Annotated in this window: 27 protein-coding genes, 1 tRNA gene and 1 pseudogene; 12 read left to right on the top strand and 17 right to left on the bottom strand. The window is 67.1% G+C overall.

Features of this window, described 5'->3' with window-relative positions:
* Positions 1 to 100 precede the first annotated feature (100 nt).
* A complete protein-coding gene (locus tag ASG07_RS11415) occupies positions 101 to 931 on the top strand; it encodes a hypothetical protein (protein ID WP_156361843.1) in 831 nt (276 codons plus the stop codon).
* Positions 932 to 934: 3 nt separating this feature from the next.
* On the opposite strand, the pseudogene ASG07_RS11410 reads toward ASG07_RS11415, so the two are convergent.
* From ASG07_RS11410 to ASG07_RS11400, 3 genes and pseudogenes are all read right to left on the bottom strand, one after another.
* Positions 935 to 1,518, bottom strand: a pseudogene (locus ASG07_RS11410) (GNAT family N-acetyltransferase).
* 4 nt (positions 1,519 to 1,522) lie between these two features.
* Positions 1,523 to 2,365 carry an oxygen-dependent coproporphyrinogen oxidase gene (gene hemF, locus ASG07_RS11405; protein ID WP_055846337.1) on the bottom strand — a complete coding sequence of 281 codons (843 nt, stop codon included), beginning with the start codon at positions 2,363 to 2,365 and terminating at the stop codon, positions 1,523 to 1,525.
* Positions 2,366 to 2,422: 57 nt separating this feature from the next.
* Positions 2,423 to 2,866 carry a tRNA (cytidine(34)-2'-O)-methyltransferase gene (locus ASG07_RS11400; RefSeq protein WP_055846335.1) on the bottom strand — a complete coding sequence of 148 codons (444 nt, stop codon included), beginning with the start codon at positions 2,864 to 2,866 and terminating at the stop codon, positions 2,423 to 2,425.
* 176 nt (positions 2,867 to 3,042) lie between these two features.
* On the opposite strand from ASG07_RS11400, the gene petA reads away from it, so the two are divergent.
* From petA to ASG07_RS11380, 4 genes are all read left to right on the top strand, one after another.
* The gene (gene petA, locus ASG07_RS11395; protein WP_055846333.1) at positions 3,043 to 3,627 is read left to right on the top strand and encodes a ubiquinol-cytochrome c reductase iron-sulfur subunit; all 585 of its coding nucleotides are present in this window, start codon (positions 3,043 to 3,045) and stop codon (positions 3,625 to 3,627) included.
* 10 nt (positions 3,628 to 3,637) lie between these two features.
* On the top strand, positions 3,638 to 4,924 hold the full coding sequence (locus tag ASG07_RS11390; protein WP_055846330.1) for a cytochrome b: 1,287 nt from the start codon (positions 3,638 to 3,640) through the stop codon (positions 4,922 to 4,924).
* Between the two features lie 18 nt (positions 4,925 to 4,942).
* A complete protein-coding gene (locus ASG07_RS11385; protein WP_055846327.1) occupies positions 4,943 to 5,791 on the top strand; it encodes a cytochrome c1 in 849 nt (282 codons plus the stop codon).
* Between the two features lie 81 nt (positions 5,792 to 5,872).
* Positions 5,873 to 6,403, top strand: coding sequence for an adenine phosphoribosyltransferase (locus tag ASG07_RS11380; protein ID WP_055847005.1), 531 nt, complete (start codon positions 5,873 to 5,875; stop codon positions 6,401 to 6,403).
* Between the two features lie 201 nt (positions 6,404 to 6,604).
* On the opposite strand, the gene ASG07_RS11375 is transcribed toward ASG07_RS11380, so the two are convergent.
* Positions 6,605 to 7,390, bottom strand: a complete 786-nt coding sequence (locus ASG07_RS11375) for a hypothetical protein (protein ID WP_055846325.1) — start codon at positions 7,388 to 7,390, stop codon at positions 6,605 to 6,607.
* Between the two features lie 167 nt (positions 7,391 to 7,557).
* On the opposite strand from ASG07_RS11375, the gene ASG07_RS11370 reads away from it, so the two are divergent.
* The gene (locus tag ASG07_RS11370) at positions 7,558 to 8,148 is read left to right on the top strand and encodes a hypothetical protein (RefSeq protein ID WP_055846321.1); all 591 of its coding nucleotides are present in this window, start codon (positions 7,558 to 7,560) and stop codon (positions 8,146 to 8,148) included.
* An 18-nt stretch (positions 8,149 to 8,166) separates the two neighbouring features.
* On the opposite strand, the gene ASG07_RS11365 is transcribed toward ASG07_RS11370, so the two are convergent.
* The 6 genes from ASG07_RS11365 to ASG07_RS11340 all read right to left on the bottom strand — a co-directional run bounded on the left by ASG07_RS11365 (position 8,167) and on the right by ASG07_RS11340 (position 12,947).
* The gene (locus tag ASG07_RS11365) at positions 8,167 to 8,616 is read right to left on the bottom strand and encodes a MaoC family dehydratase (protein ID WP_055846319.1); all 450 of its coding nucleotides are present in this window, start codon (positions 8,614 to 8,616) and stop codon (positions 8,167 to 8,169) included.
* Positions 8,617 to 8,690: 74 nt separating this feature from the next.
* The gene (locus tag ASG07_RS11360; protein ID WP_055846317.1) at positions 8,691 to 9,386 is read right to left on the bottom strand and encodes an HAD family hydrolase; all 696 of its coding nucleotides are present in this window, start codon (positions 9,384 to 9,386) and stop codon (positions 8,691 to 8,693) included.
* Between the two features lie 4 nt (positions 9,387 to 9,390).
* Positions 9,391 to 10,491 carry a redox-regulated ATPase YchF gene (gene ychF / locus ASG07_RS11355; protein WP_055846314.1) on the bottom strand — a complete coding sequence of 367 codons (1,101 nt, stop codon included), beginning with the start codon at positions 10,489 to 10,491 and terminating at the stop codon, positions 9,391 to 9,393.
* Positions 10,492 to 10,583: 92 nt separating this feature from the next.
* The gene (locus ASG07_RS11350) at positions 10,584 to 11,825 is read right to left on the bottom strand and encodes a DUF2254 domain-containing protein (protein WP_055846312.1); all 1,242 of its coding nucleotides are present in this window, start codon (positions 11,823 to 11,825) and stop codon (positions 10,584 to 10,586) included.
* Between the two features lie 45 nt (positions 11,826 to 11,870).
* Positions 11,871 to 12,473: a TIGR02466 family protein gene (locus tag ASG07_RS11345; protein ID WP_055846309.1), complete on the bottom strand. Its 603-nt coding sequence runs from the start codon at positions 12,471 to 12,473 to the stop codon at positions 11,871 to 11,873.
* 105 nt (positions 12,474 to 12,578) lie between these two features.
* Positions 12,579 to 12,947, bottom strand: coding sequence for a hypothetical protein (locus ASG07_RS11340; RefSeq protein WP_055846306.1), 369 nt, complete (start codon positions 12,945 to 12,947; stop codon positions 12,579 to 12,581).
* A 146-nt stretch (positions 12,948 to 13,093) separates the two neighbouring features.
* Here ASG07_RS11340 and ASG07_RS11335 point away from each other — a divergent pair, with 146 nt between their 5' ends.
* Together ASG07_RS11335 and ASG07_RS11330 are read left to right on the top strand one after the other, a co-directional pair.
* Positions 13,094 to 13,531, top strand: coding sequence for a hypothetical protein (locus ASG07_RS11335; RefSeq protein WP_055846301.1), 438 nt, complete (start codon positions 13,094 to 13,096; stop codon positions 13,529 to 13,531).
* A gap of 207 nt (positions 13,532 to 13,738) precedes the next feature.
* Complete coding sequence (locus ASG07_RS11330) at positions 13,739 to 14,332, top strand: FxDxF family PEP-CTERM protein (protein ID WP_055846298.1); 594 nt, start codon at positions 13,739 to 13,741, stop codon at positions 14,330 to 14,332.
* A gap of 58 nt (positions 14,333 to 14,390) precedes the next feature.
* Here the strand turns inward: ASG07_RS11330 and ASG07_RS11325 are convergent, their stop codons facing one another.
* From ASG07_RS11325 to ASG07_RS11315, 3 genes are read right to left on the bottom strand one after another with little or no spacing between them, the layout of a single operon-like run.
* Positions 14,391 to 15,554: a glutathionylspermidine synthase family protein gene (locus ASG07_RS11325; protein WP_055846296.1), complete on the bottom strand. Its 1,164-nt coding sequence runs from the start codon at positions 15,552 to 15,554 to the stop codon at positions 14,391 to 14,393.
* A gap of 11 nt (positions 15,555 to 15,565) precedes the next feature.
* Positions 15,566 to 16,312 (bottom strand): PspA/IM30 family protein, encoded by a 747-nt coding sequence (locus ASG07_RS11320; RefSeq protein WP_055846292.1) that lies wholly within the window; start codon positions 16,310 to 16,312, stop codon positions 15,566 to 15,568.
* Between the two features lie 14 nt (positions 16,313 to 16,326).
* Positions 16,327 to 16,743 (bottom strand): YjfI family protein, encoded by a 417-nt coding sequence (locus ASG07_RS11315; protein WP_201781013.1) that lies wholly within the window; start codon positions 16,741 to 16,743, stop codon positions 16,327 to 16,329.
* A gap of 194 nt (positions 16,744 to 16,937) precedes the next feature.
* On the opposite strand from ASG07_RS11315, the gene ASG07_RS11310 reads away from it, so the two are divergent.
* The 3 genes from ASG07_RS11310 to ASG07_RS11300 are packed head-to-tail and all read left to right on the top strand — an operon-like array spanning position 16,938 to position 18,622.
* The gene (locus ASG07_RS11310) at positions 16,938 to 17,576 is read left to right on the top strand and encodes a DUF2491 family protein (RefSeq protein WP_201781012.1); all 639 of its coding nucleotides are present in this window, start codon (positions 16,938 to 16,940) and stop codon (positions 17,574 to 17,576) included.
* A gap of 9 nt (positions 17,577 to 17,585) precedes the next feature.
* Positions 17,586 to 18,002, top strand: a complete 417-nt coding sequence (locus ASG07_RS11305; RefSeq protein ID WP_055846286.1) for a DUF350 domain-containing protein — start codon at positions 17,586 to 17,588, stop codon at positions 18,000 to 18,002.
* 11 nt (positions 18,003 to 18,013) lie between these two features.
* Positions 18,014 to 18,622, top strand: a complete 609-nt coding sequence (locus tag ASG07_RS11300; RefSeq protein ID WP_082474753.1) for a DUF1190 domain-containing protein — start codon at positions 18,014 to 18,016, stop codon at positions 18,620 to 18,622.
* Positions 18,623 to 18,682: 60 nt separating this feature from the next.
* Here the strand turns inward: ASG07_RS11300 and ASG07_RS11295 are convergent.
* Positions 18,683 to 18,759: transfer RNA gene (locus ASG07_RS11295), tRNA-Pro, on the bottom strand.
* Between the two features lie 135 nt (positions 18,760 to 18,894).
* On the bottom strand, positions 18,895 to 19,845 hold the full coding sequence (locus tag ASG07_RS11290) for a CsgG/HfaB family protein (protein WP_055846282.1): 951 nt from the start codon (positions 19,843 to 19,845) through the stop codon (positions 18,895 to 18,897).
* A gap of 133 nt (positions 19,846 to 19,978) precedes the next feature.
* Here ASG07_RS11290 and lepA point away from each other — a divergent pair, with 133 nt between their 5' ends.
* Positions 19,979 to 21,802: a translation elongation factor 4 gene (lepA, locus tag ASG07_RS11285; protein WP_055846278.1), complete on the top strand. Its 1,824-nt coding sequence runs from the start codon at positions 19,979 to 19,981 to the stop codon at positions 21,800 to 21,802.
* 48 nt (positions 21,803 to 21,850) lie between these two features.
* On the opposite strand, the gene ASG07_RS11280 is transcribed toward lepA, so the two are convergent.
* Positions 21,851 to 22,255 carry a hypothetical protein gene (locus ASG07_RS11280; protein ID WP_055846275.1) on the bottom strand — a complete coding sequence of 135 codons (405 nt, stop codon included), beginning with the start codon at positions 22,253 to 22,255 and terminating at the stop codon, positions 21,851 to 21,853.
* Positions 22,252 to 23,463 (bottom strand): hypothetical protein, encoded by a 1,212-nt coding sequence (locus tag ASG07_RS11275; protein WP_055846271.1) that lies wholly within the window; start codon positions 23,461 to 23,463, stop codon positions 22,252 to 22,254. The genes ASG07_RS11280 and ASG07_RS11275 overlap by 4 nt, the downstream gene beginning before the upstream one ends.
* Positions 23,464 to 23,555 lie beyond the last annotated feature (92 nt).

The following is a 23,555-nucleotide window of genomic DNA, read 5'->3' as shown; positions in this document are numbered from 1 at the left end:
TGCAAGCGGGTGGCCCAACGCAGGCAGATGGCCGGCGCAGGCAGGTGGCCGGCGCAGGCAGATGGCCGGTGCAAGCTGGCGGCTATGCCCCGCCTTCGCTATGCGGATCGGAATACGGGGCAACGGAGTTACGCGCGACATGGTCAGCATGGGCAATGTCTGGGATCGCACGGTCGACGTGCTGCGCGGTCGGTCGAGCATCCTGGCGTCGATCGCCGGGGTCGGCATCCTGTTGCCGTCGGTCCTGCGCGACGTGATCGGCCTCGCCGCTCCGACGTCGTCCGGCCTGTACGCGCTGATCGGGCTGCTGGCGCTGGTCGCGACGGTATGGGCGCAGCTGGCGATGCTGGCGGTCGCGACCGATCCCGCCACCGATCGCGCGGAGGCCAGCCGACTGGCGCTGTCGCGGCTGGGCGTCGCGCTGGGCGTCGTCGTGCTGCTGGGGCTGGCCTTCACCCTGTTGTTCATTCCGGCGGTCGTCGCGCTCGCGCAGAGCGGCGTCGACTATTCGACCGGCACGATCGATCCGACGACGATCCCGGCGGGGCTGCGCAGCTTCCTGACGATCTATTTCCTGCTGTTCTTCGCCGCGGCCTTCTGGCTCGGCGCGCGATTGCTGTTGCTGAACGCGGTGATCCTGCGGGAGCGGCTGGGTCTGGGCGCGATCATGCGGTCGGTGCGGCTGACGCAGGGGGCGACGTGGCGGATCATCGGCGTGATGCTGCTGTTCGTGATCCTGCTGCTGGTGTGCGCCGGCGCGGTGCAGGTGGTGGTCGGGCTGGTGCTGCGCTTGCTGCTCGGTGCTGGGTCGCTCCCGACCATCACCTTCGTCGCCAGCCTGATCGCGTCGATCGTCACGACGGCGTTCAGCGTCGTCGCGGCGGCCTTCACGGCGCAGCTCTACGTCGCCGCGCGCGACAGTCGGAACTAGGCGTCAGGCGAGCAACGGGATCTGCGGCGCGGCATCGCGCGGCAGGATGCCCGACACGCGCGGGTCGGCTTCGTCTCGACCGTGCGACCGGTCGCGACGAAGCCGTGGCGGCGATAGAAGCCGAGCGCCGCGGGATGGTCCAGCGTGCAGGTATGCACCCACACCCGCGCGACGCCCGGTCGCCATGCCCGCGCCAGCGCCTCCGCCATCAACCAGTCGCCATGCCCCTTGCCCGCCAGTTCCGGGACGAGGCCGACATAGCCCAGCTCGCACGCGCCGGCGCTGCGATGGTCCAGCTCCAGCATCCCGACCTCGACCCCCGCCCGGTCGGTGACGGCGAAGACCGATATCCCCGGATCATGGACGATCGCGGTCAGTGCGCCGTCGTCCATCGCCAGCCGCGAGAACCACAGCCACGGCGCGCCGACGCGGCGGAACAACGCGCGATACCGGTCGGGCGCGGGTGTCGGCCATGCCACCAGCCGAAAGGGAGAGGCGGGCAGGGGGCGGAGCGGCGGCCGGCGTGTCATCTCCAATGTGGTGACGATCGTCGCCAGTCGATCGTCCGGCACCGGAATCAGCGCCATGCCCCTACTCCCATGTGGCCAGCGGCGGCAGGCTCATCAGGATGGCATCGATATTACCGCCGGTCTTCAGGCCGAACAGCGTGCCGCGATCGTAGACGAGGTTGAACTCGGCATACCGTCCCCGCCACGCCCGCATCGCCGCGATGTCGGCGTCGGTGAAGCCGTCGTTCATGCGGCGGCGGACGATGCGCGGATAGGCATCGAGGAACGCTTCGCCCACGTCGCGCACGAACGCGAAATCGCGTTCGAAGCCATTCTCCAGATGATCGAAGAAGATGCCGCCGACGCCACGATGGACCTTGCGGTGGGGCAGCCAGAAATACTCGTCCGCCCATTGCTTGAAGCGCGGATAGTAATCGACGTCATGCGCGTCGCACGCGGCCTTCAGCGTCGTGTGGAAATCCTCTGTATCCTCCCCGACCGGCAGCGGCGGGTTCAGGTCCGCACCGCCGCCGAACCACCGCTTCGTCGTCGCGAGAAAGCGGCAGTTCATGTGCACCGCCGGCACGCGCGGATTGGCCATGTGCGCGACGAGGCTGATGCCGGTCGCGAAAAAGCGCGGGTCGTCCGCCGCGCCGTTGATCGATCGCGCGAAATCCCCCTCCAGCGTGCCGCCGACGGTGGAGACGTTGACGCCCACCTTCTCGAACACGCGCCCCTTCATCACGCCGCGCACGCCGCCGCCGCCGGGCCCGCCGGACGGATCGATGCGGTCCCACGCGATATACTCGAACGCCGCGTCCGATCCGGCATCGCGCTCGATCGCCTCGAACGCGGTGCAGATGCGGGTCCTGAGCGATTCGAACCACGCGCGGGCGGTCTGTTGGTCGGTGTCGAGCGTCAGCATGGCGCGCTCGCTAGCAAAAGCGGCGGCCGGGCGGGAGCGGTCAAATCGTCCAACCCTTCAGGCCCAGCCGGTCTGGCGCAACGCCTCCGCGAGCACGATCCCGCCCGCGACTGCGACGTTGAGCGACCGGAAGCCCGGCCGCATCGGGATCGCGACGCGCAGGTCGGCGCGGTCGTGGACATGCGCCGGCACGCCCGCCCCCTCCGATCCCAGCAGCAGCACGTCGTCGGGCCGGAACGCGGCATCGGGCAGGGCGACCGCCCCGCTGGTCGTCAGCAGCACGATCCGGCCCGTCGCCTGCGCCGCGAACGCCGCCCAGTCCTCATGACGGGCGACATCCGCGGCGCGGGCATAGTCCATGCCGGACCGGGCCAGCGCGCGGTCGCTCCACGGAAAGCCCATCGGCTCGATCAGGTCGATACCGACGCCGAAACAGGCGGCGGTGCGGATCAGGGTGCCGACATTGCCCGCGATGTCGGGTTCGTGGAGAGCGAGGCGCATCAGTTGGCAGTAACCCACGCGGCTCGCCGGGCAAAATGCTGTTGGCAAATGGCGGCTGCGGCGGCTAACAGGGCGCGGGCTCGCCGTGGGGACGGTATGGGGCCCGGCGGGCGATACGCAGCCGGACGGCGCGGTTTTCCGTCAGATATACGGGTTCTGAGCAAGGGTTCAGGTGAATGGCGACTGTCGACGATAGGCTTCCTCCGGGCGAAGACCCCACGCTTCTGCAGGAGGAGGTCCACGACCCGCGCCGTCGCGACTTCATCAACATCGCCGCCGTGTCCTTCGCGGGCGTCGGCGCGGTCGCGATCGTCTTGCCTTTGGTCAATCAGATGAACCCGTCCGCCGACGTGCTCGCGCAGTCGACGACGGAGATCGACATCTCCAAGATCGAACCCGGTCAGGCGGTGAAGTCGTCGTTCCGCAAACAGCCGCTGTTCGTCCGCAACCTGACGCCGGCCGAGATCGCCGAGGCGAACAAGGTTCCCGTCAACAGCCTGCGCGATCCGCAGACCCTGGCCGAGCGGACCAAGCCCGGCAAGGAGAACTGGCTCATCACGCTGGGCGTCTGCACCCATCTCGGCTGTGTGCCGCTGGGCGCGGGCGAGGGCGAGAACAAGGGCCCGTTCGGCGGCTATTTCTGCCCGTGCCACGGTTCGGCCTACGACACCGCCGCGCGCATCCGTCAGGGGCCTGCGCCGCGCAACCTCGAAGTGCCGCCGTACAATTTCAATTCCGACACCGTCGTGACGGTGGGTTGAGGTCGCCGATATGAGCTTTCCCTGGGCCAAGCAGTACGAGCCGAAGCAGCCGCTGATGCGGTGGCTCGACGAGAAGCTTCCCGTGCCGCGTCTGGTCTACAACGCGGTCGGCGCGGGCTATCCGGTGCCGCGCAACCTCAACTATTTCTGGAACTTCGGCGTGCTCGCGGGCGCGGCGCTCGGCATCCAGATCATCACCGGCATCGTGCTGGCGATGCACTATGCCGCCAACGCCGGGGTCGCCTTCGGCTCGGTCGAGGGGATCATGCGCGACGTGAACGCGGGCTGGTTCCTGCGCTACGCGCACGCCAACGGCGCGTCGATGTTCCTGCTGGTCGTCTACATCCACATCGCGCGCGGCCTCTATTACGGGTCGTACAAGGCGCCGCGGGAAATGGTGTGGCTGCTCGGCGTCGTCATCTTCCTGCTGATGATGGCGACGGCGTTCATGGGCTACGTCCTTCCTTGGGGCCAGATGTCGTTCTGGGGCGCGCAGGTCATCACCGGCTTCTTCTCCGCCATACCGCTGGTCGGAGAGTCGATCCGCATCTGGCTGCTGGGCGGCTATGCGCCGGACAACGCCGCGCTGAACCGCTTCTTCTCGCTCCACTATCTGCTGCCGTTCGTCACCGCGGGCGTCATCATCCTGCACATCTGGGCGCTGCACATTCCGGGTTCGAACAACCCGACCGGCGTCGATGTGAAGGGCGAGCAGGACACCGTGCCGTTCCACCCCTATTACACCGCGAAGGACGCGGTCGGGCTGGGCGTGTTCATGCTGATCTTCGCGCTGCTGATCTTCTTCAGCCCGAACCTGCTGGGTCACCCCGACAATTATATCGAGGCGAACCCGCTCTCGACGCCCGCGCACATCGTGCCCGAATGGTACTTCCTGCCGTTCTACGCGATCCTGAAGAGCTTCACCGCCGATTTCATCCTGCCGGCGAAGCTGTGGGGCGTGCTGGCGATGTTCGGATCGATCCTGCTGCTGTTCTTCCTGCCCTGGCTGGACAGTTCGCCGGTGCGCTCGGCGAATTATCGCCCGAAGTACCGCGCGTTCCTGATCGTGCTGCTGTTCGACGTGCTGCTGCTCGGCTATGTCGGCGGTGCGGAGGCTAACGCCCGCAACGTGGTGCTCGGCCAGATCGGCAGCGCCTATTACTTCCTGCATTTCCTCGTGATCCTGCCGCTGGTCGCCGCGTCGGAGCGGCCCCGTCCGCTGCCCAACTCGATCACCGAAGCGGTGCTGGAGAAGCACGCAGGCACGAGCCCGGCCAAGACCGCGCTGGCGAACTGATAAGGACTGACACGCACCATGGTTCGCTTCATCGCAATGCTGGTCGGCGCGGCGTTCACGTTCGTGCTCGCCCTCGCCCTCTGGGGAACGATCTCGACCGCGATCACCGATCCCGCCCCGGAATCGGCTGAACACGTCTTCCACCTTCACCCGAAGGATGCGGAGCTGTCGTCGGCCGGCTTCTTCGGCAAGTTCGACGATCGTCAGGTCCAGCGCGGTTTTCAGGTTTTCAAGGAAGTCTGCGCCGCCTGTCATTCGCTGAAATACGTCGCCTTCCGCGATCTTGCCGAAATCGGCTATTCGGAGCGCGAGATCAAGGCGGTCGCCGGTCAGTGGGTTATCGAGCAGCCGTCGGTGAATCCGGATACGGGTGAAGCCGCGACGCGCAAGAACGTCGCGTCGGATCGCTTCCCGTCGCCCTTCGCGAACGAGGTCGCCGCCCGCGCCGCGAACAACAACGCGCTGCCGCCAGACCTGTCGCTCATCGCCAAGGCGCGTCACGACGGCGCGAACTACGTCTATTCGCTGATCGGGCCGGACGGTTACCGTCCGCAGCCGGCGGCGCTGGTGAAGGAGTTCCCGGGCGCGAAGACGCCTCCGGGCCTGCACTACAACCCGTATTTCGCGAACCTCAACATCGCGATGCCGCCGCCGCTCACCGCGGACGGTCAGGTCACCTACACCGACGGGACCCGCGCGACGCGCGACCAGATGGCGAAGGACGTGTCGGCGTTCCTGACGTGGACCGCGGAGCCGAAGCTGGAATCGCGCCACGGTGCCGGTTTCGCCGCGGTGATCTTCATCGTGATCTTCTGCTTCCTCGCCTGGGGCGCGTACCAGAACGTCTGGCGCGATGTGAAGCATTGATCGGACAGGCGTAAGGCCGCGATCGAACAGGGGGCGGGGCCGGTGGCTCCGCCCCTTTTGCGTGCAGCGAAGGAGTTGGCGATGAACGACGATCTGAAGGCGCTGATCCGCACCATTCCCGACTTCCCGAAACCGGGCATCCAGTTCCGCGACATCACCACGCTGCTGCTCGACGCGAACGGGCTGGCGACGGCGGTCGATCGGATGGCGGCGGCCGCGCCGGGATCGATCGACCTCGTCGCCGGGATCGAGGCGCGCGGTTTCCTGTTCGCGGCGGCGCTCGCCGTGCCGTTGAAGGCGGGATGCCTGTTGATCCGCAAGGACGGCAAGCTGCCGGGCGCGACGATCGCGGAGGATTATGCGCTGGAATATGGCGAGGACCGGATCGCGATGCACGCCGACGCCTGCGCGCCCGGTGCCCGCATCCTGCTGGTCGACGACCTGATCGCCACCGGCGGCACCGCCCGCGCCGCCGTCCGCCTGCTTCGCAAGGCCGGTGCGGAGGTGGTGCAGGCGCAATTCCTGATCGACCTGCCCGATCTGGGCGGCGCGGTCGCATTGGCGGCGGACGGCGTTCCGGTCGCCTCGCTGGTCGCGTTTCCCGGGCACTGACAGGTTTCCGTCCGGCGCAGTGACGACGGCAGATCAGGCTCCCCGCCCTCCGGAGCGACGAGGCAAAGAAGCGCGATCTCCGCACCCGCCGGGGTCTGAAGGGCAGGGAGCTTCAGCCTGACCCCGTTCCGCCCCGGTCGTCGTCCGGACCGATGAAGCGCAGCATCCCGCCCGCTCCCATGCGATCGAACCGTCAGCCCGTCAGGGCGTAATCGCCGGCGCGGCTGCCGTCGTGCCGCCGCCCAGTTGATAGGTCGCGTCCCATGATCGTTCGGGATTCTTGTCGAACGTGATGCCCGCCACCGCGGGCCGCGGCGGGCCGCTGTCATGTTCGCGACATCCGTCGCTCTCGCACGTCCACGCCGTTCCGCCGCTGCCGATGACATTGATCGACACGGTCTGCCTCCGCGGCATCAGCGACCCGGCGGTGATGATCTTCCGATCTCCAAAGATCGCGGGCTTGCGCATGGCATGGACGTTGCCGACGAGGATCAGGACGAGGTCGCGGTCGTTCCGCGGAATGGCGGTCCACGACGCCGCCATCGCCGCGTCGCGGGTTTGTCCGGGCGGCGTCGAACGCCCCACGTCCGACGCGACGACGCCGGCGATCGTGCCGGACTGCTTCATCCCCCGCAACGTGTCCCAGAGTCGCAGAAAAGCGACGCTGCTCCGACCGTCCTGGAATTCCGTGCTCCAGATCGGCAGCTTGGTCAGCGCCGATCGTGCCGCGGTATCACCGTCGGATTCCAGCCATGCGTCGATCACGGCCTGCCCATCCGCCGGATATTCCAGCGCGACCGTCACGGGGCGGCCCGTCACCGCCGCGAGGCAGAGGAGATTGGCGAAGGCGTCGGGGATTTCGTTGGTGCCGTGGAGTTCGCCGACGATGACCCAGCGCGTGGTCGCGCTCCATAGTCGATCGGCCCCGGCGACCGGAACGCAGGGCGCCGTCGTGGCGCCGACCAAAGCAGCGAGCATCGCGATCATGTCGACAAACCTCCCCGGTGAACGCAGGCGGTGTCGCATCATCCCCACCGCGCTTCAATCCCGGGCCGCGCCATGAACCGGGAAACGGAACGAGAACCCCGGCCTCTCGTTACCCTGTTACTGGCGGCGCGTTCTCGCCGCGAGCCTCATGTACGGGAGGTTCCATCATGTTCCTGAAGCGACTCGGCCTCGTCGGCATCCTCGCCGGCCTTGGCATCGGCCTGTCCGCATGTGCGGACGGTTACGGCTATGGCGGCCTCAACGCCGGTTATGGATCGACGGCCTATTACGACGGCTATGGCGGCGGCTATCCGGGCTACGGCTATGCCGGTTACGCACCAAGCTACTTCGGCTGGTACGGCGATTATTATTATCCGGGCACGGGCGTCTACGTCTATGATCGCGACCGCCGCGCGCATCGCTGGAACGATCGCCAGCGCAACTATTGGTCGGGGCGGCGAGGTAACGCTCAGGCCCGCGACAACTGGGCCGATTTCCGGAGGGACTACCGCTCGGAGCGACGCGACTATCGCGGTGATCTTCGCGACAATCGCCGCGCCTATCGGGCCGGTACGATCGACCGTGGCCAGTATCGGGAAGGGCGTCGCGCGGCCCGGCAGGAGTTTCGCCGCGACGTGAACCGCGATTATCGCCAGACGCTGCGGGAGAATCACGGCGTTCGGCAGGGCGGCGATCGTCCGGTCCGGTCGGGCTTCGGTCCGCGTGGTGGCGGACGGGGTATGCGAACCGGCCGTTGACGAGGTGCGGCCCGCCGGTCAGCCGGTGGGCCGCGTCCGGATCAGGGCATTGGAGATGAAGTTCATCACCACGACGTCGTCCTGATTGAACACCGTCATCCGCGACCGGTACAGGCCCATCTCCGGCCGGCTGGCGGACGGTCGCTTGTCGATGATCTCCGTTTCGCAACGGAGCGTATCGCCGGGATAGACTGGTTTCCGCCATTTCAGCTCGTCGATACCCGGCGAGCCGAGCCCGGCCTCCTCGCGCCCCTTCAGATCCTCGACGATCATCGCCATCGTCATCGCGCAGGTATGCCAGCCCGATGCGGACAGCCGGCCGAAATGCGTCTTCGCGGCGGCCTCGTCGGACAGGTGGAAGGGCTGCGGATCGTACTTCGCCGCGAACTCCACCACCTCTTCGCGCGTGACGGCATAGGCGCCGAACGCGCGACGCGCGCCCACCTCGATATCCTCGAACCAGTGCATCTCCGCTCCTCCGCCGCCCCGTGATACGCGATCATCGGCCAATCGCCGCGCGCCGACAAGCGGGCGGGCGGGGTTCAGCCGATCGTGTCGATCCATCTCGGCAGATCGCCGAGCCGGTCCAGCCGGCGATAGCGCGGATGATCCTCCGGCTCCGCGCGCTGCTCGTGCGCCCAGCCGCCGGGCTGCGGGACGAACGCCGCCCATGCGCCCGCGTCCAGCGCGGGCAGCACGTCGGACCGCATCGAATCGCCGGCCATCACCGCCCGCTCCGGGGTGACGCCATACCGATCGAACAGGCGCAGGAACGTGTCGGGCGTCTTGTCGCTGACGATTTCGACGCCCGCGAACCGCTCGCCCAGCCCGGATGCGGCGAGCTTGGCCTCCTGATTCAGCAGGTCGCCCTTGGTGACCAGCACCAGCCGTCCCCGTTCCGCCAGCGCGTCGAGCGTCGCGGCGATCCCGTCGAGCAGCTCGACCGGATGCGCGAGCAGGCGACGGCCCGCGGCAAGGATGTCCGACACCACCGACACCGGCAGGTCGCCGCCGACCAGCTCGATCGCGGTTTCGATCATCGACAGCGTGAAGCTCTTCGCGCCATAGCCGTAATGGCGCAGGTTCGCGATCTCGCACCGCTCCAGCGCCGCGCGCGCCGCCCGGTCGTCGGTGAACGGCGCCAGCATCGCCGCGAACGCCGCCTCCGTCTCCGCGAAGAAGCGCATGTTATGCCAGAGCGTATCGTCGGCATCGAGGCAGATCAGGTCGACGGGCATCGGCCTAGACGTTGAAGCGGAACAGCATCACGTCGCCGTCCTGCACGACATACTCCTTGCCCTCCGCGCGCAGCTTGCCGGCGTCGCGTGCGCCGGTTTCGCCGCCCAGCGCCACGTAATCGTCGAACGCGATCGTCTCGGCGCGGATGAAGCCGCGTTCGAAGTCGGAGTGGATCGCGCCCGCCGCCTGCGGAGCCTTCGCCCCGACATCGACGGTCCACGCGCGCGCCTCCTTCGGGCCGACCGTGAAGAACGTCAGCAGGTGCAGCAGCGTGTAGCCGGCCCGGATCACCCGGGCGAGGCCGGTTTCGGACAGGCCGAGTTCCGACAGGAACTCGCCGCGATCCTCCGCGGGCATCGTCGCGATCTCCGCCTCGATCGCGGCGGAGACGACGACCGCCTCGGCTCCCTCCGCCTTCGCCTTGTCGAACACGCGCGCGCTGAACGCATTGCCCTCGGCCGCGTTGGCTTCGTCGACGTTGCAGACGTAGAGGACGGGCTTGGCGGTCAGCAACTGCGCGGATGCGAAGACGCGCTGCTCCTCGGCGTCCTTGATGTCGGTCAGCCGCGCCGGCTTGCCCTCGCGCAGCAGGTCGAGCGCGCGGCCCAGCACGACCGCCCCCAGCTTCGCCTCCTTGTCGCCCTGCTGGCCCTTTTTCGCCAGATTGGGGACGCGCTTCTCCAGGCTTTCCAGATCGGCGAGCATCAGCTCCGTCTCGACCGTCTCGGCATCGGCGATCGGGTCGACCTTGCCCTCGACATGCGTGACGTCGCCATCCTCGAAACAGCGCAGCACATGGACGATCGCGTCGACTTCGCGGATGTTGCCGAGGAACTGGTTGCCCAGGCCCTCGCCCTTGGACGCGCCGCGGACCAGCCCCGCGATGTCGACGAAGGCGAGCTGCGTCTCGATGATCCTGGCGGAACCGGCGATCGCCGCCAGCTTTTGCAGGCGATCGTCGGGCACGGCGACGTTGCCGACGTTCGGCTCGATCGTGCAGAACGGGTAATTCGCCGCCTGCGCCGCTGCCGTCTCGGTCAGTGCGTTGAAAAGGGTGGACTTGCCCACATTGGGCAGGCCCACGATGCCGCAGCGGAAACCCATGCGTCGTTCCTGGGATGTGTGAGGATCAGCGTGCGCCGTTACGCCAGCGGCCGGGATATGACCAGCCCGCGGTCGTCAGGCGTGCGCGGTGGTCAGGACCAGACGCCGTCATGCGCCGCGCGGAAAGCGGCGCGATCGTCGTCGTCCTCGATCGTGCGCCCGACCCGCCGGGCGGCATCGTCGGCCAGACGGCGGATCGCCACCCGCGACATCGGCAGCCGGTCGTGCAGCGCGGCGAGCGTCTTGGTCAGGCGGATCATCACCTCCACCGAAGCGCCGCCGTCGCGGATCAGCGGGCGGAACGCATCGACCAGCATCGTCGGCAGGTCGTGACTGGGCACGTGTACGGAGGCGCGCTCCGCTAGCACCGCGGGCGAGGGTCGCTCGGCCGGCAGGTTGGCCAGCACCCGGTGTAGCGCGTTCAGCACCTCGATCGCGGTGCCGGGATCGTTGACGGCGGGTGACAGCGCGCGGCTGCCGATCTCCGACAGTGCGATCAGGCCCAGTCGCGGGTCCTGATCGAAGCTGCGATGGCGTTCCACGCTGAACGCCCGGATCATCGCCGCGCGCGCCTCCTCGTCCACGGCGCCCTCGACGCGGAGCAGCGCACGGCCCGGATGGACCAGCGTGCCGGGCAGGGCGACGACATGCACGCTCAGGTCCGCCGCGTTCGCCACCCGCGCCAGTGCGGCGATATCGACATGCGCGACATAGCCCACCGCGTCGCTGCACAGCGCTGTCGATGCACCGGGGATCGGCATCGGCGGCTTGCCACCCATGAACGGCGCGGCGGCGAACTCCACCATCGACTTTGCGGCCGCATCCTCGACCCGGTCGATCACGTCCGCCATCCGGCCGAACGCGGTGATGTGGGCGATCCAGCGCAGCAGCGTCACGACGACCACGGCGACGACCAGAACCGTGCCCGCGAATAGGATGATCCGCCCGTCCTCGCCATAGGCGCTCGTCTGCAGGCCGATGATGCCGACGACGGAAAACACGAACGCGCCCAGAAACGTCGACAGCGCGTTTTGCGACGTCGGATCGCTAATCATCAATTGCGTGGCGCGCGGCGTCGCCAGTTGCGTGGCCGACGAATAGGCGCTGACCATCGCGGTGAGCGAGAAGGTCGTGACCGCCAGCATGCTCGACGCCATGATCTGCAGGATCGTGCCGACCGAATCCTGCCCCAGCTCTCCGCCGAACCGGTAGGGCAGATACGGCCCCACCAGCGCCGCCGCCACCGCCAGCGCGATGCTGAGCGCGCTGATGATCGCGGCCCGAAACCAGATCTGCCGGACGATCCGGCTCAACATCCAGGACCAGTGTCCCATCCGCAACTCCCTTTCACTGCCAACGCACGGGCGGCGAAAGTCGGTTCAGCGATAGTTGAAGCTGATGCTGATCCGCTCGCCCTTCGCGCCGTTCGGCACGACCTCGTGGCGCAGCCAGCTTTCCCATAACAGGATCGTGCCGGCATCGGGCTGGATCGTCTCGAACGTGCGCGATCCTTCCGGCGCATCGGCGCGGCGCGGCGGCGCGGCCATCAGCATCGGCAGGCGCGGGTCCTCCAGCTTCAGGCCGCCGGCTCCGGGGGGCAGCGCGACGTAGGCGGTGCCGGACACGACGCTGTGCGGGTGGAGATGCGCGGAATGGTGGCCGCCCGGCTTCATCAGATTGACCCACAGGCTGTCGAGTTTCAGCCGCTTGCCGCGGAGATCGAACGCGCACGCCTCCGCGAAGGCCGCGACGTGACGGTCGAGGATACGCTTCAGGTCGGCGAACGCCGGATCGCGCCGGGGCAGGTCGTTGAGCGACGCGTAGCTGGTATAGCCGCGATATCCGTGCTCCTTCGACCAGCGCCGCCCCGCACCGTCATCGGCGGCGAGGGCACGGACCGAATGATCGAGATCGGCGATCAGCGCCGGATCGTCGAGTTCTGCCCGATAGAGCAGGGTGGGGAACAGCGCACGCACGGTCATGCCGCCGACCTGCCCCCGCGTCCGGGCCCAGTCAATCGAGGGGAGTCAATCGAGGGCGGTCAATCGAGGGCGACCAATTGGGGGACGTCAAAGCACCACAGTCTCTCAGCGCGCGGTGAAGCCCGGCAATGCGCGCATCATCCCCGCGACGAACGCGCGCGCGGCATCGGGCGCGATCAACGCGGCGGCGGCGGTGCGGGCCGCGCCGATACGGTCCGCGCGCGCCAGTCGCCACAGGCCAAGCACGACCGCCTCCGTCTCCTCGACGGTGGCATGACAGGGGCGCTGGAACACCATCGTGTCGGACGATCCCCGGTCCAGCGCGCGCATCAGGTCGTCGAACGGCTCTCCGTCGGGGCCGGCCGGCGCATGTCCCGCCAGCGTCAGGGCATGGACCCAGCGCCGCGTCGCGTTCAGAATGCGTGCCTCGAACGCGGGAAGGTCGGCGACGGGACGGTCGATCAGATCGTACATGCCTGCTCCGGAGCGACGCGCAGTCGCTAATGAGAATGCCTCTCACTAAAAGCCGACCCGTAAAGAGTCAATTACGATCGGCCTGGCTGGATGCGATTCGCCGCAGGTGTAAACCGGCCTGCAACATCTTCGGGCTAGGGTGCGACATGGACCACGCGATTTCCCTCTCCGACCTGAACGATCATCAACGTCGTGCGCGCGACGTGCTCGTCCGCGGCGCGGCCTGCGTGGAGGCGGGGGCCGATGCCGTGGCGGCGCAGTCCAGCGCGTTGCGGGCCGAGATGGCGGCGGTGCTGGGTGACTATCAGGTCTTCAAGCACGAACGCATCTTCAATCCGGCGATGACCAACGCCGATCCCGGACTGGCGAGTCTGGCGCGCGAGATGAAGGTGGAGTGCATCGCGGCAGGGGAGGCGTTCCGTGCGCATCTTCAGGCGTGGCGGGTGGACGACATTCGGGCCGCGTGGTCGAACTACAAGCCGGCCGTGCGCCTGACGATCAACCAGTTGCGCCGTCACATCGATCGCGAAGCCGAAGGGATCACGGCCTTGCTGACGGCGCTGCAGGCGCGACCCGCAGTCTGACGCCGGATCGGGCCGTCCCGATCGTGAACGCGGAATGACGCAAATATAAATTATCGGTCATTAAGTATAGTTCGCATCGGGATTGATGGTTACCACTATTGTGACGATTTCAACGGCTCCGTAAGCACCTGTATCGAGATCGAGAGGTTGCGACATCGGTCGCGGGGACTGTCCTACTCTCCATGCTCTGTTAAAGGGGTGCGTGGCATGACGAAGTACGGCAAGATCATCGGCATGGCTGTCGCCGCGATGGTGTCGATAGCCGCAGTTGCCGTCGCGCGGCCTGCACCGGCTCCGGCCAAAGCCCTTCCGAACATCGGCACGCCCTTCAACAAGTTCTCGACGCTCGCCTCGACCGGGACATTCGGCAACAATGGCGGCCTGACGAGCGCCAGCTTCAGCAACGTCTTCACCTTCGTCGTCGGCCGCGCGGGCGATCTCTCGGCGGACTTCAGCAATTCGGCGAGCCGCAACAACGCGAACGGCGATATCGACTTCACCTCGGCCGTGCTGTCGGGCGGGTCGCTGACCATGCCCCTGTCCTTCACCCGCCTGCTCGGGGAACCGGTGCGCCTGACGGAGGTCTGGGGGCTGACCCGCGCGACCCGGATTGCGGCGGGCACCTACACGCTGACGATCGGTGGTCGTTCGTTCGGGACCGCATCGACCTATTCGGGGAATTTCAACGTCGCGGCGGTGCCGGAGCCGGCCAGCTGGGCGATGATGATCGTCGGTGTCGGCATCGCCGGCGGTGCGTTGCGGCGTCGGCGCGTGGTCGCCGCGAATACCGCCTTCGCCTGAACGGAACGCCATTGCTTCTTACCCCCGGCCCGCCATAGAGACGCGCCGGGGCGCGCGGTCAGACGATCGCGTGGGGGACGAACCGGGCAAGATCGCGGGTGATCGCCGCGTCGTCCTCCCGGATCGACATCGCGACCGGCTCGTCGCCGACGATCCACGACCCGATCACCGGACGCACGCCGTCGAAAACGGGTAGCGGGGCCAGCGCCTGGATGATCGCGCCTTCTGCCCCGTAACCGCCCTCGGGGCCACGCTCGACCGCCGTCCCGTCGACCAGTTCGATATCCCATCCCTCCCGCGAGAAGAACGGTTTGCGGACGTAACGCGGCCCGATCGCCGCCGCCGCGTCCGTGTCGTCGGCGAATGCGGCGGGCAACAGGTTCGGATGGCCGCGATGCCGCTCCCACAACAGCGGCAGCATCGCCTTGTTCGACAGCACCGCCTTCCACGCCGGCTCCAGGAACATCGCCCGGGCGGTCGCCAGATGCGCGGCATAGGGTTCGCGCAGCATGTCTTCCCACGGATACAGCTTGAAGATCGCGGCGATGATCGTGCCGTCCTCGTCGACGAAGCGACCGTCTTCGTCGACGCCGATCCGGTCGACCGCGACGAAGTGCGGATCGAGCCCCGCCTGTCGGGCGACATCCTCCAGATAGCGGACGGTCTGCCGATCCTCCGGGTGATCGGCGTCGCTGGCGAAGTGGAGCAGGCTGCCGGGCGTCAGTATCTGGCCCATCCGCCCGACCAGCGCCTCGTGCAGGCGGTTATACTGGTCGGTCCCGGCGGGCAGCGCGCCGGATGCGATCATGTCCTCCAGCCATTGCCACTGGAACAGCGCCGTCTCGAAGATGCTGGTGGGGGTGTCGGCATTGTATTCCAGCAGTTTGGCCGGACCCGTACCGTCATAGCTGAAGTCGAACCGCCCATAGAGGGTCGGCGCGCGCGCGGCCCAGCTGCGGGCGATGACGTCGCGCTGCCCGTCCGGGATCGCCAGCCGCTGCATCAACGCGTCGCTGACCGTCGCCTCCGCGACGAGGTCCAGGCACATCGCGTGCAGTTCGCCGCTCGGCCCCTCGATCCGCTCCTCCACCTCGTCGAGGGAGAAGCGGTAATAGGCGCGCTCGTCCCAATAGCGTGCGTCGTCCAGATGGTGGAACGTGAAGCCCATCCGCTCCGCGGTCGCGAGCCAGTCGGACCGCTCGGCCGCGGCGATACGCTCCATGTTCCCCGCGCCTATTCGCGGGGGAGGGCGCGGGTTTCGGTGTCGCGCGGCAACCGCGTCGCGTCGCCGCCGTCCCTGGGGCCGGCGAGGCGGGCGAGGATGTCGTCCGCGCTGCTCGATCCCTCCAGCAGGCCGGCATCGCGCAGCCTGTTGTCCAGATCGGCGCCGGTCCGCATGTCCTCCAGCTCCGCGGACGCGCGGAACTTCTCGTCGCGGATCGCCTGCTGCTCCTTGATCCGCTTCAGGCTGTCCGCCGCCGACCCCATCGACGAGATCGTCCCGCCATAGCTCGCGGCGACGCTCGCCTGCGCCTTCTGGACGCTTTCGTTGGCGCGGACGACCTCGACCTCCCGGCTCAGCGCCTGGATCTTGCCGTCCGACTGCTTGATGATGCTCCGGATCCGGTCCTCGGCGCTGCGCATCTCGGCGATCTGCGGCCCCTTGGTCGCGCCCTCCGCCTCGATCGCGGCCAGCCGCTCGGCAACTTCACGGGCAAGATCCATATCCCCCCGCCCCATAGCCGCCCGCGCCGATGCCTCGTATTTGTCGCGTTGCGCAGTCAGTCCGTCGAGTTCCTTCTCGATCAGCCGGCGTTTGGCCGTCAGCGTCGCGAGATCGTCGCGCGCCTTGCCCTGCGCGGTGTGCGCGTCGCGGATCTGCTGGTCGAGGATGACCAGCGCCCGCTTGTCGACCGCGGCCTGCCCGGCCTCGTGCGCGGTCCCGCGGATAAGGGTGACGAGCTGATTCCAGATGGACATGCGAACGGGATCCTTCAGGCTTCAAACGCGGTGCGCAGGTCACCGGCAGCGGAGATGGCGTTGTCGGCGAGCACGCGCAACTCCAGCGCGATGATCTCGATGGAAGACGCGGTGGCGAGTTCGCCGACCAGCTCGTAATAATCGCGACCGTCCACCTCGGTAATCGCGAAATTGGACAGCGGCACCAGCTTCTGCGCCTTCAGGATGAAACGATTGAATGCGTCGGCATCCTGTTGTTCGTCCACCGGCCAGAGCAGGGTCGACACGACGATCTGGTCGCCCGCGGCGGTGAGGAAGACGGCAAGGTCGCCATGCTCTCGCATCGTGATGCGCAGTACGGGCTCGTCGCCCGTCACCGCGTCCACGCCGAATTCGTCGGCGAGGCCGCGCAGAGCGTCCGCCAGCCCGTCGATCGTCCATGCCTCAGCCAACGCTATCGTCCTATCCGTCGTGGTCGCTTGACACACCATGCACGACCACGCAGCACTTGCAACATGAGCGGATACGGTGGCGACGGTCGAATGCCCGGACGGGGCGCAGCACGGATGGCGGTTCCGGCGGTGCATCCCGTCGGGTCGATGACGCCCGTCCGCTCCCGGTCGATGTTGCTCGAGCCGCTATCGTCATGATCTGGAAGTCGTTGTTCGGAATCGACGATCGCCCCGCCCGGTCGCGACTGGCGGAGGTGCGCAACATCACGATCGGTCGCACCGTGCGGCTGGACGCGCTGGCGTGGCGGATGCTGGAGAACAGCGGATTCCAGCTCGATCGCGATACGCTGGAAATCACGGCGCAGGGCGTGGTCAAGCTCGACGACGGCAGCCATGTCCACCGCTTCTACACCGACGACGAACTAATGCTGCAAGCGGTGAGCCAGCAGGCGAACGGCTCCGACGCGGACGATTTCACGCTGTTCCGGCCTTGGTCGAGCAGCTATCCCGCCGACCGCGACGACAAGGAGGCGTTCCTGCGCCGGATGTCACGACCGACATGGGATCAGGGCGGCCTGCCGCCGTTCCGCCGCTTCTGGTACGAGGGTGACGAGCGGGACCAGCCGCCCGTTCAATTGTGGGAGGCGGTCTATTACGAACGCGACGCCGACCCGGTCAGCCATATCCGGCAGACCTGCATGCTCTATGCCCGCGATCTGCGGCCGGCGGGGCTGGAGTTGCTGCTGGCGCTGGCCATGGCGCCGGAGGGCGGCGACTACACGCACGAGATCATGGTCGGCCTGCCGCTCGGGCTGGCCGAGTTCACTGCCTGAGGGGGAAGCATGGACTATTTCGCGAACGTGTTCCTGTACGCCGCGGGACATTTCGTCCTCGCCTTCGGGCTGGCCTGCCTGTTGCTGGCGGTGTTCAAGCGCCTGTACCAGATCTCGACGCCATATGACGAGGCGAAGCTGATCGCGGCGGGCAACGTCGCCGCGGCGGTCGCGCTGGGCGGCGCCATCATCGGCTTCGCGCTGCCCCTCGCGTCGGCGTTGAGCGAGACGGCCGATCCTGTCGAGTTCACCGCCTGGGCAGTGCTGGCCGGCGTGGTTCAGGTGCTGGCGTCGCTGGTCGTGCGGCGGTTCGTGGTGCGCGACATGGCCGAACGGATCGAAGCGGGGAATATCGCGAGCGGCATCTATCTGGCGGCGACATCGATCGGCGTCGGGCTGCTCAACGCCGCCAGCATGACATATTAAGGGCAGAGACGATGGACAGCCTTCCTCGCCGCCGGATGCGGTCCGCCGCCGCCGGTCTCAGCGCCGTCGGAGTGGCGGCCATGCTGTCCGGCTGCGATCCCAGCCCGGAGGAATTGTCGCGGCAGCAATTCGGTGCCCCGACCGAAGTCGCGGCCTTCGCCTCTGTCGCCGAATGTGTCGCCACGCGCGACTATACGCAGCAACAGTGCGAGGAAGCGCAGCGCACCGCCAATAACGACGACACCCGCACCGCCCCCCGTTTTGCCGAGCGTGGCTTGTGCGAAGACCAGTTCGGCAGCGGTTCCTGTTCCGCCCGCACCGATGGCGGGCAGAGTTTCTTCACGCCATTGCTGACCGGCTTCCTGATCGGTCAGCTCGCCAATGGCGGCGGCTACCGCTATGGCGGACTGTATCGCGACCGGCGCGACGACCGCTACTACACCGGCTCGGGTGCATGGCTGTACAATGGCGGTTATGGCGGGCGCGGCTATCGCTATCAGGTCGGATCGCGGGCGATCTCGGCGCCGGTGACCACGTCGCGCATCCAGACGCGCAGCTCGGTGGTGTCGCGCGGCGGGTTCGGCGGACGCGCCAGCACGCGCGGCGGCTGGGGAGGCTGACGCCGGCGACATGCCGCGTGCGGCCGTCCGGCGGGCGACTGCCGGCTGTGATACGATAAATGGTCGGGAAGAGAGGATTCGAACCTCCGGCCCCTGCCTCCCGAAGACAGTGCTCTACCAGGCTGAGCTACTCCCCGACGGAGTCCCGGGTCATCGGCCTTTTCGGGGGCCTACCGGTGCTTGGAGGCGCGCCTATAGCCAGCACTTCATAAGCTGGCAAGCGGTCGCGCACGATTTGGTGCGCGACCGCCGAACGTCACCTGGGCGGATGGTCAGTTGCTGGGGGACAGCTTGGTGTTCAGGACCCAGCCGACATTGTCGTTATCGTCGGCGACCTCCCACCACAGGCCGGCCTTCTGTCCGGTGGGGTAGACGATCGAGCCGACCGGCAGCGTGCGGATGATCTTCGCCGACGCCATGCCGGATGCGCGCATCGCGACCGGACCCTGCGCGGTGAAGGTCTTCGCGGGGGCGGCCTGCGCGGTGCCGGCGTCGCCCGGCGTGACGAGGCCGAGCGTGTTGACCATCTTCGTATAGGCCTGGATGAACGACAGCGTCACGATGCGGCCGATATCGGTATTGTCGTAGCCGCCGCCGACTGCGCCGCCCACGGCCAGAAAGCCGCCCGCACCGAACGCCAGATTGTTCTTGGCGGCATAGCCGTCCTCGACCGCGATCGTCTCCGTCGTGCGGACGTTGGTCAGCGACAGCTGGGTGTTCGCCTCCATCTTCTTGCTCTTCAGCCCGCCGAGCAGCCCACCGACGCGGCCGCCGACCAGTCCGCCGATACCGCCGGCGACACCGCTGCCGCTGACGTTGCTGTTCGCGCCCGCAATCTCCGCGACGAGGACGTAGTCGGCCGCCTTGATCTGGCCCTGACCGACGTTGGAGGCGCGTTGCAGGCCGAGCCCGTCGCCGATCGCGCGTTCGCGGCTGGCGGCGTTCAGTCCGGTGCCCCGATCGACGATGTTGAAGCAGCCCGAACGCTGGACGAGAACGCGCAGCAGCTTCTGCGGAGGTGCGAGGCTGTTCTGCGTCCAAGCGGAGGGATCGTCGCCGTCCGCGATCGACACGGTGCCCAGCTTGCGGGCGCAACGCGGCACGTCGTTGACGGCCTGCGTCTGCATCTGCTGTCCCTTGGACGCGCGGGCTTGTGCATCGGCCAGCGCCGGAAACATTGCCACGGCCGCGACCATGCCGGCCGTTACTGCGAACGTCTTCATCGATAATCCCCTTTGTTACTTGCCCCGTAACGACTCCGGCCTTTAGCGAAGGTGAAGCCGGCGCGGAACCCGCGTTTGCCTTGGGCCGAGCGGATGCTATGGCCGACGAAACCCGCACATCGTCAGGACATCCGTGGCAACCCCGCTCGACCGCATCCGTAATTTCAGCATCATCGCGCATATCGACCACGGCAAGTCGACGCTGGCGGATCGCCTGATCCAGCAGACCGGCGGCCTGACCGAGCGCGAGATGTCCGAGCAGGTGCTCGACAACATGGACATCGAGAAGGAGCGGGGGATCACGATCAAGGCGCAGACGGTGCGCCTGGCCTATACCGCGTCGGACGGCGAGACGTACGTCCTGAACCTGATGGACACGCCGGGCCATGTCGACTTCGCCTATGAGGTGTCGCGGTCGCTGGCGGCGTGCGAGGGTGCGCTGCTGGTCGTCGACGCGGCGCAGGGCGTCGAGGCGCAGACGTTGGCCAACGTCTATCAGTCGATCGAGCACGACCACGAGATCGTGCCCGTCATCAACAAGATCGACCTGCCCGCCGCCGAGCCCGAGATGGTCCGGAAAGAGATCGAGGACGTGATCGGCATCGACGCGTCGGAGGCGGTGCTGGCATCGGCCAAATCGGGGATCGGCATCGCCGAAATCCTCGAGGCCATCGTCAAGCGCATCCCGCCGCCCAAGGGGGATGCCGATTCGCCGCTGAAGGCGATGCTGGTCGACAGCTGGTACGACCCGTATCTGGGCGTCGTCATCCTCGTCCGCGTGATCGACGGTGTCCTGAAAAAGGGCCAGCAGATCAAGTTCATGCAGGCCGGCACGATGCACCTCGTCGACCGCGTGGGCTGTTTCCGGCCCAAGATCGAGCAGCTGGCCGATCTGGGACCGGGCGAGATCGGCTTCATCACCGCGCAGATCAAGGACGTGGCGCAGGCCCGCGTCGGCGACACGCTGACCGATGCGAAGCGGCCCGCCGCGGAGGCGCTGGAAGGCTTCAAGGAAGTTCAGCCGGTGGTGTTCTGCGGCCTGTTCCCGGTCGATGCCAACGACTTCGAGAAGCTGCGCGAAAGCATCAGCAAGCTGCGGCTGAACGATGCCAGCTTCTCGTTCGAGATGGAGACGTCGGCGGCGCTGGGCTTCGGGTTCCGCTGCGGGTTCCTGGGGCTGCTGCATCTGGAGATCATCCAGGAGCGGCTGACGCGCGAATACGACCTCGACCTCATCACCACCGCGCCGTCGGTGGTGTACCAGATCGAGTTCACGCATCCCGATCCGGCCGGGATCACGCAGATCGACCTGCACAATCCCGCCGACATGCCTGACGTCAACAAGATCAAGACGATCAGCGAGCCGTGGATCGAGGCGACGATCTACGTCCCCGACGAATATCTCGGGTCTATCCTGAAGCTGTGTCAGGACCGGCGCGGCATCCAGAAGAACCTGACCTATGTCGGCGGGCGGGCGCAGGCGACGTACGAATTGCCGCTCAACGAAGTGGTGTTCGACTTCTACGACCGGCTGAAATCGCTGTCGAAGGGCTATGCCAGCTTCGACTACCACCAGATCGGCTATCGTGAGGGCGATCTGGTCAAGATGTCGATCCTCGTCAACGAGGAGCCGGTCGACGCGCTGAGCATGATCGTCCACCGCGGCACCGCCGAAGTCCGGGGCCGCGGCATGGTCGAGCGGCTGAAGGAGCTAATCCCGCGCCATTTATTCAAGATTCCGATCCAAGCGGCGATCGGCGGCAAGGTAATCGCGCGCGAGACGATCAGCGCGATGCGCAAGGACGTGACCGCGAAATGCTATGGCGGCGACGCCACCCGCAAGAAGAAGCTGCTGGAAAAGCAGAAGAAGGGCAAGGCGAAGATGCGCGAGTATGGCTCGGTCAGCATCCCGCAGGAAGCCTTCATCGCGGCACTGCGCATGGGTGACGAGAACTGACGCGGGACCTGCTGCGGTCCTGAACGGCGACCGGATGGCGTGTGCGGTTCAGGCAAGATCGGGGAACATCAGCGTAAAACGTGCCTGCTCCGCGCGCTCCAGTCGCTTTCTGGCTTCCGCGAAGTTGACCGTCATCTCGTTCAGCAGCCGGTCGTGGTCGGCGATCGCGAAGGCGATCAGGTCCGGCACCGCGTTCAGGCTATCGAGCGGTTTGCCGTTGCGAAGATTGAAGATGAGGGACAGGTCGAACCAGTTATCCGGCTCCTGCCGGCTGGCGATATCGATAGAAGCGGACCCTTGTTCGGAGACGAGGCGGAACCGGACCACGTCATTTTCGAGTATCGCCGTGCCGTTATCGCGAAATCCGGTATCGGCGATCGCGGGATCGCGCAGGCGCCAGGCGGTGGCCAGTTCACCGGTATCCGCCGCGAGCGTCGTTATGGTGGACATCATGGTCGTCCCGGTTTGATGAGGCTGAGCCCGTCCTTCGCGGGTTTGTAACCCTTCGAGAAGAGGTAATCGAGTTCCCGCGCCAGATAGCTGTCCGGTTTGACCTTGGTAACCGAGTTGGACAGGATGATGGCGTCACCACGCGCGATGGTGCGATCAATGAACGGCTTGTTGAACCGGTCGAAGATCTGATCCTTGGTCATGCCCTTGGTAATGCGGTCCCACTGTTGCGTCGGGATGTCGAAATACCGGTCTCCACCCTTGTTCGCGAGCGCCTGGTAATCGGGGTTGTGACCCAAGACTGTGGTCCCTGTCTGCCGCTTCGCAGGTTTGGCCAGCGGCTTGTGGAGCGGCGCGGATGCCTCTTCCCCTGTTCTAGCGGTCGCTGCGGTCCGCGCCGCCGTCGTGTCCACCGCCGCCGTGTCCGCCGCCGCGCGACGAAGACCACCAACCTGCAGGCGGATCAGCAACCACGCGATGAACGCCTTGCCCAGATGCTCGAATGCTTCGGCGTAGCGGCGGGCGGCGATATCAATGTCGGCTTCCGTGCGCGCCTCCGCCGCCGCTCGGCTCGCCGCGCCCAGACCATAGGCGAAGGCGATACCCTCGTAGCCGAACTCCCAGCAGGTCCACGCCAGGATCGCCGCGCCTAACGCCTCGCCCACCACCGGCACCGCCAGCAGCGCGAAGCCGCCGACGATCAGCGCGACGTCGCGTTCGTCCAGTCGCTCGATCGCCTGCCGAAGTTCGACCAGCTTCCGGCGGGTGTCGCCACGGACATGGTCCAGCGATCGCTGGACCGCCAGCGCGACCTTTTCGATCGCCGGCAGGTCGTCGATCCGCTGCCGCGGCTGGGTACGCTGACCCGCGCCGGCCGGCGGAGTCTTCGACGTCGGCAGCCGATCGATCTGGATCGTGCCCGTGAACAGCGGCGGCAGCCACACCAGCGCGATCCGCTGTGCGATGATCGCCCGCTCGATAGTGTCGCGCAGTTCCATCGGCGTGAGGTGGGCCGCGTGACTGCCGCTGAGTGGAAGCTGTCGCCAGACCTGCTGCAATTGCCGAACCGCGCCGGCGCTGCCGAACAGCCGGTACAGAACCGCGACCTGATGATACGGCCGACGCTGTTCCGGCGGCAGCAGCGCGGGCGTACCGATGAGGATGCGGCCGGTGCCGACCCGAACTTCAATCGGCCGCGAGACCACGGCCATCCCTGTTCCCCGGCATTGCGATGCGTCCCCCGGGGCGCATCCTGACACCGGCAGGGCGCGTCCGCAACGATGTTTGGGGGAACACCATAGTG

The sequence above is a fragment of the Sphingomonas sp. Leaf343 genome, from assembly GCF_001423765.1.
Classification (GTDB): domain Bacteria; phylum Pseudomonadota; class Alphaproteobacteria; order Sphingomonadales; family Sphingomonadaceae; genus Sphingomonas.
The sequence above is the reverse complement of the archived record's forward strand: the minus strand, read 5'-3'. Positions and strand labels throughout refer to the sequence as shown.